The organism is Streptomyces anandii JCM 4720 (assembly GCF_014650655.1).
Lineage (GTDB): Bacteria > Actinomycetota > Actinomycetes > Streptomycetales > Streptomycetaceae > Streptomyces > Streptomyces anandii.
The window spans coordinates 296,361-310,787 of record NZ_BMVJ01000003.1 but is presented as its reverse complement, the minus strand read 5'-3'; the positions used below and the strand labels follow the sequence as shown (position 1 = coordinate 310,787).

Genomic DNA, 14,427 nt, shown 5'->3' with positions numbered 1-14,427 from the left:
CGAGCGGCGCGGGGGAAGCGAGCGGCGCCGGCGGGGCGGACGCGGCCGGCGGGGCCGGCGTGGTGGACCGTCCCGGTGGTCCTGGCGGTGGCGCCGCCGGGACCACCGGGCTCGGCGGTGGCGCCGCGGCTCGGGCCGCGGCGCACTCCGCCTCGGCCATGTGCCGCGGGTGGCTGCACAGCACGTCCGTGGGCGACTGCCGGCCGTCGTCGCGGTGACGGCCGCCGCGTCCTCCGCCTCGGCGTCGGGCCCCGCCGCGTGGGCGGCCGTTCCGCGTCAGTCGTGCAGCGCTCGACGGGTCACGAAGCCGATCGTGGCGGCGACGGCCGCGAGTGCGGCGACGCTGGTGAGCGCGGCGGGCAAGGAGAGCCAGTCGGCCATGAAGCCGATCGCCGGGGGGCCGAGGAGCATGCCGCCGTAGCCGAGCGTGGAGGCGGTCGCGACGCCGCTCGGGCCCGCGAGGGCGCCGGCGCGCTCGACGGCAACCGGGAAGAGGTTGGCCAGCCCCAGGCCGGTGACGGCGAAGCCGAGCAGCGCGGCCCACACGGAGGGCGCGAGCGCGCCGAGCAGCATGCCCGCCGCGGCGGTGGCGCCGCCCGCCACGACCGTACGGGTGCGGCCCAGCCGTTCCAGCAGGGCCGTCCCGCTCAGCCGCCCGACCGTCATCGCCAGCGCGAAGCACGAGTAGCCGACCGCGGCGGCAGCCGGCGAGGCGCCCAGGTCCTGCTCGAAGTGGAGCGCGCCCCAGTCGGCCATGGCCCCCTCGCCGTACGCCGTGCACAGGGCGACCAGCCCCAGCACGAGCACGACCCCCCGGGTCCGGCCGCCCGCGTGGCGCACGGCGGAACCGCCGGGGCGTTCGCGGCCCCACGGGCCGGCGGGCTCGTCCACCGGGCCGGGCTCGTCCGCCGGGACCGGCTCGTCCGCCGGGGCCGGTGGCTGGATCCGCAGCAGTGTGCGGCCCGCGACCGCCGTGACGGCGAGCCCGATCACGGTGAGGCCGAGCAGGTGGCGCGCGGGGGACAGGTGCCCGGCGACGATCGCGCCGAGGCCCGCGCCCGCCATGCCGCCCAGGCTGAAGGCGGCGTGGAAAGTCGGCATCACCGGCCGCCGCAGCGCGGCCACCAGGTCGACGGCCGCGCTGTTGAAGGCGACGTTGATGCCCCCGTACGCGGCGCCGAACACCAGCAGTACGGCCCCCAGGGCCCACACGGAGTGGGTGAGCGGGGGCAGCGCGACGCTGAGGGACAGCAGGACCGCGCAGACGACGGTGACGGGATGGCTGCCGTACCGGCGGCACAGCCGCCCGGTCAGGGTCATCGTGATCACCGCGCCCGCGGACACGCCGAGCAGGGCCATGCCCAGGGCCCCCGCGGAGGCGTGGGTCTGGTGCTTGATGGCGGGGATGCGCACGACCCAGCCGGCGAAGACGAAGCCGTCCAGGGCGAAGAAGGTGGTCAGGGCGACACGGAGACGGGCGAGGGTGTGGTCCGGCACGGCACTGTGCGAACGGACTTTGTTTAGTAGCGGCACAAATGCAGGTTAGGAGGCCCGGCGCTCCGCGGCAAGGGCGGCCACGGGAGCGCCGGCGCCCGTCAGGCGAGCGTGACCTCCACCGGCAGCCGCTTGATGCCGTTGACGAAGTTGGAGCGCACCCGGGGAACGTCGCCGGCGAGACGGATGCCGGCCAGGCGCGGGATCAGCTCCTCGAACATGATGCGGATCTCGGTGCGGGCCAGGAGGTTGCCCAGGCACAGGTGGGGGCTGCCCTTGCCGAACGTGACGTGGTCGTTGTTCTGCCGGGTGACGTCGAAGTCGTAGGGGTTGCCGAAGACCTCCTCGTCGCGGTTGCCGGAGGCGAACCACATGACGACCTTGTCGCCCTCCTTGACGCGCCTGCCGCCCAGCTCCACGTCCCGGGTGGCCGTGCGGCGGAAGTGGTAGACGGGGGAGGCCCAGCGCAGGAACTCCTCGACGGCGGCGGGGATCAGGGAAGGGTCCTCCTGGAGCCGGGCGAGCTGTTCCGGGTGCTGGAGGAGGGCCAGCATCGAGTGGGTGATGGTGTGCCGGGTGGTCTCGTTGCCGGCCACCACCAGCAGCAGGAAGTAGTTGTCGAAGTCCTGTGCGGAGAGCGGGACGCCGTCGCGCGGGGAGCCGTTGACCAGCCGGGAGACCAGGTCGGTGCCCTCGCCCCCGCGCCGCTGCCGGGCCAGTTCGCGGCCGTAGGCGAAGACCTCCAGCGAGGCGGGGGAGCGGAAGGGCAGGTCGCGGTACTTCTCGCTCTCCTCGCTGTGCAGCAGTACGTCGGCGTAGTCGGGGTCGGTGTTGCCGATGATGCGGTTGCCCCAGTCGATGAGCTGCTGGTTGTCGTCCTGCGGCACGTCGAGGAGCCGGGCCAGCACGTTGATCGGGAAGTCCGCCGAGACCTCCTTGACGAAGTCGAAGGTGCCCTTGGCGAGCGCCTTGTCCAGCGTGGTCGCGGTCAGGCCGCGCAGGAAGTCGGCGTAACTGTTGATCACGCCCGCCCCGAACTGGCGCTGGATCAGGCTGCGCAGCGCGCGGTGGCGGACGCCGTCCAGCTCCATGATGGAGGCGCGCTTCTTGATCTGGTCGTCGTCGACCTCCTCGAGATTGACGAACCTCGTGGAGGTGAAGGTCTCCGCGTCGCGGTCGACGCGGGCGATGTCCGCGTGCCGGGTCACGGCCCAGAAGCCGGAGTTGGGCGCCTCCTCGGGCTGCCAGTGCACCGGGTCCTCGTGGCGCAGGGTGTGGAACATGCGCCAGGGCGTGATGCCGTCGGTGAAGTTGTCGAGGTCGGCGAGGTTCACGTCGGCGAGCGCCAGCGGCTCGCGGATCGCGTCGGCCGGGGACGGCGCGGCGGCCGCGGACGCGGTGGTCACGGCCGGCGCGTCGGTCGCGGACGGCTCGGTCCGCGCGGTGGTGGGCGTGCTCATGGGTGGCGTCTCCTCGGCGTCACAGGTGGTAGGCGTACTCGGTGAACTCCCAGTCGGTGACGTGCCGTCGGAAGCGTTCGACCTCGTCGCGCTTGTAGGTCAGGTAGGAGGTGGTGAAGGCCTTGCCGAGGAGGTCGGTCAGGGGGGTGTCCGCCTCCAGGGCGTCCAGGGCGGCCGACAGGCTCGTGGGGAGCATGGCGGCCCTGGCGGTGTCGTAGCCGTAGCCGTCGAGCGGGGCGGGGGGCTCCTCGCCGGCCTCGATGCCGAGCAGGGCGGCGGCGACGGTCCCGGCGATCAGCAGGTACGGGTTCGCACCGGCGTCGCCGAGCCGCAGTTCGAAGCGGGCGCCGGCGCCGCGCTCGGGCGGGACGCGGACCATCGCGCTGCGGTTGTCGAGCCCCCAGTCGATCAGCCAGGGCGCCAGTGTGTCCGGGCCGAAGCGCTTGTAGGAGTTGACCGTCGGGTTGGCGAGAGCCGCGAGGGCGGGCGCGTGGGCGAGGACGCCCGCCACCGCGTGGCGTGCCGTGGCGGACAGGCCGTGCGGCGCCGGGGGGTCGTCGAAGGCGTTGGCGCCGTCCTCGTCCTCGCAGGACAGGTGGAGGTGGAAGCCGGAGCCGCCCGCGTCGGCGAAGGGCTTGGCCATGAAGGTGGCCAGGCGGCCCTCCTTGCGGGCCAGTTCCTTGACCGCCGCCTTGAAACGGAAGGCGCGGTCGGCCGCGTCCAGGGCCCCGGAGTGGGTCAGGTTGATCTCGAACTGCGACCCGTCGAACTCGTGGTTGCCGCTGCTGACGCCGAGCCCGGCGTCGCGCAGCAGGCGCAGGGTGCGCAGCAGGTGGTTGTCGTGGTCCGCGCGCAGGCCCGCCGTGTAGACGACGCCGCGGGCCTCGCTGTAGCGGCGCCAGCCGCGCGGGGAGCCGGGCGCGGCCTCGCACAGGAAGTACTCCAGCTCGGGCCCGACCACCGGGCGCAGTCCGCGCTCGTGGGCCCGGCCGAGCACCGTGCGCAGCAGGTCGCGGGGCGACTCGGGGGCCGGCAGTCCGGTGACCGGGTCGGTGACCTCGCCCAGACAGCTCGCGACGCCCGGCTCCCAGGGCAGCGGCAGGAGGGTGCCGAGGTCGGGCCGTACGCAGACGTCGGGCAGGCCCGCGTCCAGTCCGCCGGCGACCGGGACGACGTCGCCCTGCGGGGTGGTGTGGTAGACGGCGCGGCAGAAGGCCAGGCCGTGGTCGCAGGCCGAGGGCAGGTGCTCCAGCAGGACGTCCCGGGCGCGGTCGGTGCCGATGAGGTCGGGATAGGTCACCCGGACCACGTCGACGCCCTCGGCGGCGAGCCGGTCCAGGTGCCGGCTTGGGGATGGGGAGTCGGATGCGCTCACCGGTGTCTCCTCTGCGGGATGGGGGGCGCTCCCGGGCCCGAGCGGGCGCCGGGGGAGGGGCGCGGGGGCGGCGTCGCACTGCGGGGAGGAGCAGGGGCCGCTCAACGTTTGGTACCAAACGGTATGGAGCCCGCCCGCCTCGCCGCAAGAGGCCGGCCCGAAAAATTTATCCATCCGGATAGGTATTGACCAGGGCCGGCTCGGTTCCTATGTTGTTTGACGCCAAACGAGTCCGGGGTACGGCTCTCGCCCACCCCGTTGGCCGGGGCCCGGCCGCATCCGGACCGGGCCCCTTCCTCTCCCCGTCTTCCCAGTCCCCCGCCCCGACGCCCTCAGCACCAGGAGGACCGGCCATGAAGGTCGTCGTCGACATGAACAAGTGCCAGGACCACGGACAGTGCGTCTTCGCCGCCCCCGACGTGTTCCGATTCGACGAGGCCGGACGCCTCGCCTACGTCCCCGACCCCGACGACGCGCTGCGCGACGAGGTCGAGGAGGCCGCCGACGTCTGCCCGCTGCAGGCCATCCGGATCGAGGACTGAGCCGTGAGCGCACCCGTCGTGGTGGCCGGCGCCTCCATGGCCGGCCTGCGCGCCGCCGAGCAGCTGCGCGCCGCCGGACACACCGGGCCGATCACCCTGATCGGCGACGAGCCCCACATGCCCTACAACCGGCCGCCGCTGTCCAAGGAGGTGCTGGCCGGCAAGGCCTCCTTCGAGTCGCTGGCCTTCCGGCCCCGCGCCGCCGTCGCCGACGTCGAGTGGCGCCTGGGCACCAAGGTCGTCTCCGCCGATCTCGACCGGCGGCGCGTCCGGCTCGACGACGGCGGGACCCTGTCCTACGCGGCTCTCGTCGTCGCCACCGGCATGCGCCCCCGCCGGCTGCGCTGCCCCGGCCCCCTCGCCGGACGCCACACCGTGCGTACCCTCGCCGACGCCCGCGGACTGCGCGCGGCCCTCACCCGGCCCGGCGTCCGCGTGGTCGTGGTGGGCGCCGGCTTCATCGGCTGCGAGGTCGCAGCCACCGCCGTCGCCCTCGGCGCCGCCGAGGTCACCGTCGTCGACCCGCTGCCCCTGCCCATGGCCGGACCCCTCGGCGAACTCCTCGGCCGGGCCCTGCTCCGGCGGCACGAGGCGCGCGGTGTGCGCTTCGCGCTCGGCGCCGGCGTCACCGGCTTCGACGGTGACGGCCACGTCACCGGAGTGGTGCTGGACGACGGCACCGTGCTCCCGGCCGACGTGGTGGTCGAGTCGGTCGGCTCGGTCGCCAATACCGAGTGGCTCGACGGCAACGGCCTCGACCTCACGGACGGGGTCCTCACCGACAAGCACCTGCGCGCCGGCGGCCGCCCCGACGTGGTCGCGGTCGGCGACGTAGCCCGCTTCCCCAACGCCCGTTACGACGGCGTACCCCGCCGGGTCGAGCACTGGTCCATCCCCACCGACACCGCCAAGCACGCCGCCCGCGTGCTCGCCGCCCAGCTCGGCGGCGCCGAGCCCGAGCCGGCGCCCTTCGCGCCGCTGCCCACCTTCTGGAGCGACCAGCACGACTTCCGGCTCCAGTCCTTCGGCGCTCCCGCCCTCGGCCTCGACGACGTGCGGGTCATCGAAGGCGGCCCGGACGGCGACCTGCTCGCCGGCTACCACCGGGGCGGCCGGCTCGTCGGTGTCGTCGCCCTCGGCGGAACGGGTGCCGCGGCCGCCGCCGCCCGCCACCGCGCCGAACTGCTCAAGACGCCCGCCCTCACCGCGTAAGGAACGCCTGCCATGACCACCGTCCGCGGATACCTCCACCCCAAGACGGCGACGGGCGCCTCGTCGCTGATCCCCTCGCCGCCCTGGCACTACTCCGGCGACCTGCTCACCGTCGAGTACCGCACCGACCCGGACCGCGTGCGCGAACTGCTGCCCGAACCACTGGAGTTGGCCGATGAGGACCCCGGCGCGGTAGCGCTGATCTGGGCCGACTGGCAGTCCTGCTCGTCCTCGGCCGAGGAGCTGCTCGACCCCGTGCGCGCCCAGTACAAGGAGGCCTTCGCCGTGGTCCGCTGCCAGTACCGCGGACAGACCTACACGCGCTGCGTCTACATCTGGGTGGACAAGGACTTCGCCATCGCGCGCGGACTGCACCAGGGCTATCCCAAGAAGCTCGGCTCCATCCACCAGACCCGCCCGCACCCCTACGGCCCCGCCCCGCGCGTCGAGGCGGGCGCCCGCTTCGGCGCGACCCTGGCCGCCGCCGACCGGCGTCTGGCCCAGGCCGTGGTCACCCTGCGCGAGCCGTCCCCGGTGAACGGCTTCGTCAACGGCCACCCCATGGCCCACCACCGCTGGCTGCCCTCCATCGAGAAGGGCAAGGGCCTCGCACTGGACGAGCTGATCGAGTCCGGCGCCGCCTCCTTCGAGGGCGGGCAGGCCTGGACCGGCGACGCCGAGCTGGAGCTGTTCGAGGCGCCCAATGAGGAACTGGCCCGGCTGGAGATCCGCGAGCCGATCGCCGCGTACTACCGGCAGGTCGGCGTGGTGTGGGACGGGGGACGGCTCCTGGAGTCCGGCACCTCCGGCGCTCAGTGACCCCCCATTCACCAGAGGACTTGGAGACCCGGACATGACCGAGCACACCCTCACCGTCGCCGGGGTCGCCGTCGACACCCGGCACTGGATCGGCGGCGAACGCGTCGCCTCCGCCACGACCTTCCCCGACGTCTCGCCCGTCGACGGCGCGACCCTCGGCGGGATCGCCCGGGGCACCGCGGCGGAGGCGGACGCGGCCGTGGCCGCGGCCAAGGCCGCCTTCCCCGGCTGGGCCGCCACCCCGCGCGCCGAGCGCGCCCGCATCCTGCACGCGATCGCCGACGGCGTGGAGAAGCGCCTCGAAGACCTCGCGATCGTCGAGACCTGCGACAACGGCGCCCTGCTGCGCTCCCACCGCCGAGGCGTCATGCCGCGCGTCGCGCACAACTTCCGCTTCTTCGCCGACTGGCTGCTCACCCTCGGCCACGACGACTTCGACACCCGCGGCCACACCAACCACGTCAGCTGGGACCCCGCCGGGCCCTGCGTCCTGATCACCCCGTGGAACGCCCCGCTGATGCTGGCCACCTGGAAGGTCGCCCCGGCCCTCGCCGCGGGCGACACGGTGGTCCTCAAGCCCGCCGAGTGGTCTCCGCTCACCGCCTCGCTGCTCGCCGACATCGCCGCCGAGGCGGGCCTGCCGGCCGGCGTCCTCAACGTCGTCCAGGGCTACGGCTGCGAGATCGGCGACGCGCTCACCTCGCACCCGGACGTGCGCCGGATCAGTTTCACCGGCTCGGTGCCCACCGCCCGCCGGATCGCCGCGTCGGCCGCCGCGAACCTCACCCCCCTCAGCCTCGAACTCGGCGGCAAGTCGCCCCTGCTGGTGTTCGCCGACGCCGACCTGGACCTCGCCGTCGACCTCGCCGTCGAGCAGTACGACAACGCCGGGCAGGTCTGCCTCGCCGCCACCCGCCTCCTGGTCGAGGAGACGGTCGCCGAGGAGTTCACCCGCCGCTTCACCGAGAGGGCCTCGGCCCTCAGACAGGGCGACCCCCGCGACGAGAGCACCGACATCGGGCCCAACATCCACGAGCGCCAGCTGGAGAAGATCGACGGCTTCGTACGGCGGGCGGTCGCGGCCGGCGCCCGCGTGGTCCTCGGCGGACACCGCGGCGACGGCCACCACTACGCGCCGACCCTGCTCACCGACGTCGCCCAGGACTCCGAGATCGTCCAGGAGGAGGTCTTCGGTCCCGTACTGACCCTGCAGACCTTCAGCACCGAGGACGAGGCCGTCCGGCTGGCCAACGACACCCGCTTCGGCCTCGCCGCCACCCTCGCCACCGGCGACGCCGAGCGCGCCGCACGCGTCACCGAGCGGCTCGTCGCCGGCACCGTCTGGGTCAACTGCTTCTTCGTCCGCGATCTGCGCGCGCCCTTCGGCGGCTCCCGCCACTCCGGCGTCGGCCGCGAGGGCGGCACCTGGAGCTTCGACTTCTACTGCGACCTGAAGAACACCGTCACCGCCTCGAAGGGATTCAACGGCCATGGGTGAGATCACCGGGGCGGGACTGCTCGCCCACGTCCCCACCATCGTGCTGCCCGAGGCCGACCGGCTCGCCCTGAACGAGGGCAAGGAGATCACCCTCGTCACCGGCCTGCGCCGACTGCGCGAGGACGTCTTCGCGCGCGACGACTACGACACCGTCGTCGTCCTCGACTCGCACTGGGCCACCACCGTCGAGTTCGTCGTCACCGCGCAGGAGCGCCGGGCCGGCCTGTTCACCTCCGAGGAACTGCCGCGCGGCATGTGCAGAATGCCGTACGACTATCCCGGCGACCCCGAACTCGCTCGCAACATAGCCGGGTTCGCCGAGAAGCACGGCACCTGGATCACCCCCGTCGACGACGCCTTCCTGCCGGTCTACTACGCCACCATCAACCTCTGGAAGTTCCTCGGCGAGGGCCTGCCCGGCAAGCGGTGGGTGACCATCGGGGTCTGCCAGACCGGCGACATGGAGGACCACCTGCGCCTGGGCCGGGCGCTCGCGGACGGCATCGCGGCCACACCCGGCCGGCGCGTCCTGCTGATCGCCTCCGGTGCGCTGTCGCACACCTTCTGGCCGCTGCGCGAGTTGCGCGACCACGAGTCCAGCGACCCGGCGCACATCTTCACGCCCGCCGCCCGCGAGGCCGACCACGAGCGGATCGCCTGGTTCAAGGAGGGCCGCCACGACAAGGTCCTCGACACCATGGACGAGTTCTGGAAGTACAGGCCCGAGGCGAGGTTCTTCCACTACCTGATGATGGCCGGCGCGCTCGGCGAGCGGGCCTGCGTGGCGCGGGCCCGCCAGTACGGGGAGTACGAGAACTCCATCGGCACCGGCCAGGTCCACCTGTGGTTCGACCGCCCGGCCGGGGGCTGGACCGGCGCCGGCCTGCCCGCCTCCACCGCCGCCCCCACCTCACAGCCGTAACCAGGAAGGTCCCCCATGCCTGAATTCCGCCGCGTCCTCCTCGACGGCGCCGCCGTCCAGGTCACCGTCGACGGGGACGAACTCGTCGCCGGGGACGGCCGCCGGGTGAAGACCGAAGACGCCCGGCACCTGCCCCCGGTCGTCCCCTCCAAGGTGATCGCCGTCCACCTCAACCACCGCAGCCGGGTGGAGGAGTTCGGCATCGGCCTGCCCCGCACCCCGACCTACTTCCACAAGCCGACCTCCGCCCTCAACTCGCACCGGGGCGCGATCGTGCGCCCCGAGGGCTGCAAGTGGCTCAACTACGAGGGCGAGGTCGCCATCGTCATCGGCCGGACCGCGCGCAACATAGCCCCGGCCGAGGCGGGCGAGTACATCGCCGGCTACACCGTCGCCAACGACTTCGGCCTGCACGACTTCCGCGACACCGACGCCGGCTCCATGCTCCGGGTCAAGGGCTCCGACACCCTCTGCCCGCTCGGCCCCGGCCTCGTCACCGACTGGGACTTCCACGGCAAGCGGTTGCGCACCTACGTCAACGGCGAGGTGGTCCAGGACGGCTCCACCGACGAGATGACCTGGGACATGCACTACCTGGTCGCCGACATCGCCCGCACGATCACCCTCCACCCCGGTGACGTGCTGCTGTCGGGCACGCCCGCCAACTCGCGCCCCGTGCGACCGGGCGACGTCGTCGAGGTGGAGGTCGAGGGGCTGGGGCGGCTCACCAACCACGTCGTCACCGGTCCCACGCCGGTCCGCGCGGACGTCGGGGCGCAGCCGACCGAGTCCGAGGAAGTGCTGTCGACCGCGCTCGGCGGCGACTGGGAGTTCCGTGGGATCCGGCCGCCTCGCCGCTGAGCGGGGGCGCGTCGGTAGGGTCGGGGCCATGACCGAGCCCGTACCCGCGCCCACGCCCGCCGACCCGGCCGAGCCCGCGAGCCCCGCGGCGCCCCGCGGGGCCGGTCCGGCGGACGGCGCGGGAGGCGGCATGGCGGACGCCGGGGCCGCGGAGCCGGCCGGGTCCGGTGCTCCGGGATCCGCCGGGTCCGGTGGCGGGGAGTCGGCCGGGTCCGGACGTGCGGCCTCCCACGAGTCCGGTGGTGCGAAGTCGGCTGGACCGGGTGCTCCGGGATCCGCCGGGTCCGCCGGCGGGTCCCGGCCGCGCAAGCGGGTGCGGAACTACGGCGCGGGCCGGGAGGCCCTGCTCGACGCCGCCGTGCGCGTGGTGGCCCGGGGCGGGCTGCGCCGGCTCACCTACCGGGCCGTGGCGGAGGAGGCCGGGGTCACCCACGGGCTCGTCGTGCACCACTTCGGCTCGCGCGACGCGCTGATCGAGGAGGCCGTCACCCACGCCATCCGCTCCTCGCTGGACAGCAGCGCGCTGGACCCCGGCACGGGTCGGCCCGTCGACTTCGCCAGGGGCCTGGCGGACATGGTGGACAACGGGCCGGACCTCCAGGCCTTCCAGTACGAACTGCTCCTGGAGGCCCGGCGCCGCCCGGAGCTGCTGCGCCACCTGCGCGCGCTGTACGAGGAGTACTTCGAGGCCACCCGGCGCGACCTGACCCGTATGCTCCCCGCCCCGGCCGACCGCGGCCTGACCAGGCTGGTCTTCGCCGCCCTCGAGGGCCTGGTGCTGCACCAGCTGGTCTTCGGGGAGCGCGAGGTCACCGAGGAAGCCCTCACCTCCCTCCGCGCCCTGCTCACGCACCTGGCCGAGGAGCCCCCGCCCGCGCGGTGAGGATCCGGGGCGAGGGCAATTGGGCGTCCTGGACCCCTTGTCAAACGGATAGTTTGCCCGCACGATGAGGCAACTCGTTTGGCCTGAAACGACCCTCCCCACTTCTGGCAGGTGATCCGAGTGGACAGTCAGACGGCCTCCGCGCAGCGGACCGTGCGGGACACATCCACCGCTTCCACGCTCAAGCCCAATGCGCTGGGCGTTTTGGGCATCCTCTTCTTCGTCCTGTCCGCCCAGGCCCCCCTGACCGGCATCGCCGGGGCGGCCCCGATCTCCGTGGCCATCGGCAACGGCGCCGGCACCCCCGCCGCCTACGTGCTGGCGGGCGCGATGGTCCTGCTGTTCTCGGTCGGCTTCGTCGCGATGGGCCGCCACGTGGTCGACGCCGGCGCCTTCTACACCTACATCGGCACCGGCCTCGGCCGCACCGCCGGCGCCGGCAGCGCGGGTGTCGCGCTGTTCGCGTACTGCGCCATCCAGGCCGCCATGTACGGGCTCTACGGCTCGATCGTGGCCGGTCTGGTCGACAGCCACCTCGGCCTCGACCTGCCGTGGTGGGTCTGGGCCCTGGTCACCATGGCCGTGGTGCAGGCGCTCGGGGCAACCGGAATCGAGATGGGCGCCCGCGTGCTGGCCGTCTTCGTCACGGCCGAGTTCAGCATCCTGCTGGTGTTCGGCCTGGTCACCCTGTTCAAGGGCGGCGGCCCCGAGGGCCTGGGCGTGGTCGACAGCTTCTCGCCCTCCGCCGCGCTCCAGGGCGCGCCGGGCGTCGCCGTGATGTTCGCGGTCGCCTCCATGTTCGGCTTCGAGGCCACCGCGATCTACGGCGAGGAGGCCCGCAACCCCCGGCGCACCGTCCCCCGGGCCACCTACCTGGCCGTGGTGGTCGTCACCGGCTTCTTCGCCCTGACCTCCTGGATGCTCATCTCCGCCTACGGCGCCTCGCACGCACCGGCGGCCGCCGGCCGGGCCCTGGAGAGCGGCGACTCCGCGGGCTTCGTCTTCGCCCCGATCGCCGCGCAGTTCGGCGGCTGGGTCAACGAAGTGCTGCCCGTCCTGCTCGCCACCTCCCTCTTCGCCGGCATCCTCACCTTCCACAACTCCGCCAACCGCTACCTGTTCTCGCTCGGCCGCGACGGCCGGCTGCCCAAGGGCCTGTGCCGGCTCAACGCCCGCCGCTCGCCGTGGGTCGCCGGCTGGGTGCAGACCGTCATCGCCCTCGCCCTGGTCGTCCCCTTCGCGCTCGCCGGCAAGGACCCGGTGCTGACCCTCTTCTCCTGGTTCAGCGGACTGGCCGTGCTCGCCATGATGCTGCTCTACCTGCTGACGTCCGTGTCGGTGATCGTCTTCTTCCGGCGCGAGCGCCTCGACACCCGCCGCTGGAACACCCTGATCGCCCCGGCCCTGGGCGCTGTCGGCCTCGCGGGCGCGATCTGGCTGATCCTCGCCAACTTCACCACCCTCATCGGCGGGGAGACCAGCACGGCCGTGTGGCTGGCCCTCTCGGTGCCGGCGGTGCTGCTGCTCGGGGTGGTCGGCGAACGGGTCAGGCGGCGCGGCCGCACCACCGGGCAGTAGCCGATCCCGCTCCACCCGCTCCACCCCGCCCCACCCGCTCTTCCGAACGATCGACGTGGTCTGGAGGACCGCATGCCCGCTGTCACCCACGACGAATGGCTCCGCCGGGCGAAGGCGTACCGACCGCCTCGCGCGCACCACATCGACGGCGCCGAGGAACCCGGTGGCGGCGCCGCCTTCACCGTGGTCTCGCCCCGGGACGGCCAGGTGCTGGCCGAGGTCGCCGACGGCGGCACCGCCGAAGTGGACGCCGCCGTGGCCGCCGCTCGCCGGGCCTTCGACAGCGGGCCGTGGCCGCGGTGGGCGCCCGCCGACCGCGGCCGGGTCCTCCAGCGCCTCGCCGACCTCCTCGAGGAGCGGCGCGAGGAACTCGCGCTCACGGTGAGCCTGGAGATGGGCAAGCCCGTCACCGACGCCCACGACATCGAACTGCGGGCGGTCGTCAACACCTTCCGCTGGTACGGGCAGCTCGCCGGCAAGCTCACCGACGAGTCCCCGCACACCGCGCCGGACGCCCTCGCCCTGGTCACCCGGGAGCCGGCCGGAGTGGTCGGCGCGGTGGTGCCGTGGAACTTCCCGCTCACGCTGGCCGGCTGGAAGGTCGCCCCGGCGCTCGCGGCCGGCTGCACCGTCGTACTGAAGCCCTCCGAGAACTCCCCGCTGTCCGCGCTGCTGCTCGCCCGGGCGGCCACCGAGGCCGGTCTGCCGCCCGGCGTGCTCAACGTGGTGAACGGTGAGGGACCGGTCGCGGGACGGGCCCTCGGACTCCATCCGGACGTCGACGTGCTCGCCTTCACCGGCTCGACGGCCGTCGGCCGGCACTTCCTGCGCTACTCCGCCGACTCCAACCTCAAGCGCGTATGGCTGGAGCTGGGCGGCAAGTCACCCAACATCGTCCTGCCCGACGCCCCCGACCTGGACCGGGCCGCCGCCACCGCGGCCTGGGGCATCTTCTTCAACCAGGGCGAGATGTGCACCGCGCCCTCCCGGCTCCTGGTGCACTCCTCCGTGGCCGAGCGGGTCACCGAGGCGGTCGTGGCCCGGGCGCGCGCACTGCGGGTGGGCGACCCGCTCGACCCGGACACCGAGATGGGCGCCCTGGTCGGCGAGGCGCACCTCGGCCGCGTACTGGAGCATGTGCGGCACGGCGGCGAGGACGGCGCCCGGCTGCGCACCGGCGGTTCGCGCACCCTGGCGGAGACCGGCGGGGTGTTCCTCGAACCCACCGTCTTCGACCGCGTGGACCCGGGCAGCAGGCTCGCCCGCGAGGAGATCTTCGGACCGGTCCTGTCCGTGCTGGCCTTCGACGACCTCGACGAGGCGGTCGCCCTCGCCAACGCCACCGAGTACGGCCTCGCCGCCGGCCTGTGGACCTCCGACCTGTCCACCGCCCACCGCGTCTCCCGCGCCCTCAAGGCCGGCACGGTCTGGGTCAACTGCTACGAGGAGGGCGACCTGACCGTGCCGTTCGGCGGCATGAAGCAGTCGGGCAACGGCAGGGACAAGTCCGCGCACGCCCTGGAGAAGTACACCGAACTGAAGACCACCTGGATCCAGTTGTGACCCGCACCCCGGACCCCGCACCCGCCCGCCCCTTCGTCGCGGCACCCGCCCGCCCCCTCATCGCGATCCCGGCCCGCTTCTCCGCCACCACCTCGGCCCTGCGCCACGCCGCCGAGGTCAACGCCCGCGCCCTGGTCACGGCGGTGTGGCGGGCCGGCGGCGAACCGGTGAGCATCCACCCGGCCGACCCCGCCCGGGACGACGTGGCCGCGCGGCTCGC

The 14,427-nt window shown here is 73.7% G+C and carries 12 protein-coding genes and 1 pseudogene; 10 read left to right on the top strand and 3 right to left on the bottom strand.

Annotated features, from left to right (window positions below):
- Nucleotides 1-276: 276 nt before the first annotated feature.
- The 3 genes from IE249_RS07335 to IE249_RS07325 form a co-directional block, all read right to left on the bottom strand.
- The gene (locus IE249_RS07335; RefSeq protein ID WP_189703943.1) at nucleotides 277-1,497 is read right to left on the bottom strand and encodes an MFS transporter; all 1,221 of its coding nucleotides are present in this window, start codon (nucleotides 1,495-1,497) and stop codon (nucleotides 277-279) included.
- Between the two features lie 98 nt (nucleotides 1,498-1,595).
- A complete protein-coding gene (locus IE249_RS07330; RefSeq protein WP_308434316.1) occupies nucleotides 1,596-2,954 on the bottom strand; it encodes a cytochrome P450 in 1,359 nt (452 codons plus the stop codon).
- 19 nt (nucleotides 2,955-2,973) lie between these two features.
- Nucleotides 2,974-4,329: a glutamine synthetase family protein gene (locus IE249_RS07325; RefSeq protein WP_189703942.1), complete on the bottom strand. Its 1,356-nt coding sequence runs from the start codon at nucleotides 4,327-4,329 to the stop codon at nucleotides 2,974-2,976.
- A gap of 353 nt (nucleotides 4,330-4,682) precedes the next feature.
- Between IE249_RS07325 and IE249_RS07320 the strand changes: the two genes are divergently transcribed.
- The 10 genes and pseudogenes from IE249_RS07320 to IE249_RS36575 all read left to right on the top strand — a co-directional run.
- Nucleotides 4,683-4,871, top strand: a complete 189-nt coding sequence (locus IE249_RS07320; RefSeq protein WP_189703941.1) for a ferredoxin — start codon at nucleotides 4,683-4,685, stop codon at nucleotides 4,869-4,871.
- A gap of 3 nt (nucleotides 4,872-4,874) precedes the next feature.
- Nucleotides 4,875-6,083: an NAD(P)/FAD-dependent oxidoreductase gene (locus IE249_RS07315; protein ID WP_189703940.1), complete on the top strand. Its 1,209-nt coding sequence runs from the start codon at nucleotides 4,875-4,877 to the stop codon at nucleotides 6,081-6,083.
- Between the two features lie 12 nt (nucleotides 6,084-6,095).
- The gene (locus IE249_RS07310) at nucleotides 6,096-6,902 is read left to right on the top strand and encodes an acetoacetate decarboxylase family protein (RefSeq protein ID WP_189703939.1); all 807 of its coding nucleotides are present in this window, start codon (nucleotides 6,096-6,098) and stop codon (nucleotides 6,900-6,902) included.
- Between the two features lie 34 nt (nucleotides 6,903-6,936).
- Nucleotides 6,937-8,400, top strand: a complete 1,464-nt coding sequence (locus IE249_RS07305; protein ID WP_189703938.1) for an aldehyde dehydrogenase — start codon at nucleotides 6,937-6,939, stop codon at nucleotides 8,398-8,400.
- Entirely contained in the window at nucleotides 8,393-9,322 is a 930-nt protein-coding gene (locus IE249_RS07300) for a 3,4-dihydroxyphenylacetate 2,3-dioxygenase (protein ID WP_189703937.1), read from the top strand. Before IE249_RS07305 ends, IE249_RS07300 begins: the two co-directional genes overlap by 8 nt.
- Before the next feature lie 15 nt (nucleotides 9,323-9,337).
- Complete coding sequence (locus IE249_RS07295; protein ID WP_189703936.1) at nucleotides 9,338-10,183, top strand: fumarylacetoacetate hydrolase family protein; 846 nt, start codon at nucleotides 9,338-9,340, stop codon at nucleotides 10,181-10,183.
- Between the two features lie 313 nt (nucleotides 10,184-10,496).
- Nucleotides 10,497-11,066 carry a TetR/AcrR family transcriptional regulator gene (locus IE249_RS07290; RefSeq protein ID WP_229857850.1) on the top strand — a complete coding sequence of 190 codons (570 nt, stop codon included), beginning with the start codon at nucleotides 10,497-10,499 and terminating at the stop codon, nucleotides 11,064-11,066.
- Between the two features lie 120 nt (nucleotides 11,067-11,186).
- On the top strand, nucleotides 11,187-12,644 hold the full coding sequence (locus IE249_RS07285) for an APC family permease (RefSeq protein WP_189703935.1): 1,458 nt from the start codon (nucleotides 11,187-11,189) through the stop codon (nucleotides 12,642-12,644).
- A gap of 72 nt (nucleotides 12,645-12,716) precedes the next feature.
- Complete coding sequence (locus IE249_RS07280; protein WP_189703934.1) at nucleotides 12,717-14,207, top strand: aldehyde dehydrogenase; 1,491 nt, start codon at nucleotides 12,717-12,719, stop codon at nucleotides 14,205-14,207.
- Nucleotides 14,204-14,427 (top strand): annotated as a pseudogene (locus IE249_RS36575) (hypothetical protein); the annotation flags it as partial. The gene IE249_RS07280 and the pseudogene IE249_RS36575, both read left to right, overlap by 4 nt.

Excerpts from the sequence above, each read along its gene's own strand:
- IE249_RS07320 (WP_189703941.1), top strand. The coding sequence starts at position 4,683 with ATGAAGGTCGTCGTCGACATGAACAAGTGCCAGGACCACGGACAGTGC.
- IE249_RS07305 (WP_189703938.1), top strand. The coding sequence starts at position 6,937 with ATGACCGAGCACACCCTCACCGTCGCCGGGGTCGCCGTCGACACCCGG.
- IE249_RS07330 (WP_308434316.1), bottom strand. The coding sequence starts at position 2,954 with ATGAGCACGCCCACCACCGCGCGGACCGAGCCGTCCGCGACCGACGCG.
- IE249_RS07310 (WP_189703939.1), top strand. The coding sequence starts at position 6,096 with ATGACCACCGTCCGCGGATACCTCCACCCCAAGACGGCGACGGGCGCC.
- IE249_RS07280 (WP_189703934.1), top strand. The coding sequence starts at position 12,717 with ATGCCCGCTGTCACCCACGACGAATGGCTCCGCCGGGCGAAGGCGTAC.
- IE249_RS07300 (WP_189703937.1), top strand. The coding sequence starts at position 8,393 with ATGGGTGAGATCACCGGGGCGGGACTGCTCGCCCACGTCCCCACCATC.
- IE249_RS07295 (WP_189703936.1), top strand. The coding sequence starts at position 9,338 with ATGCCTGAATTCCGCCGCGTCCTCCTCGACGGCGCCGCCGTCCAGGTC.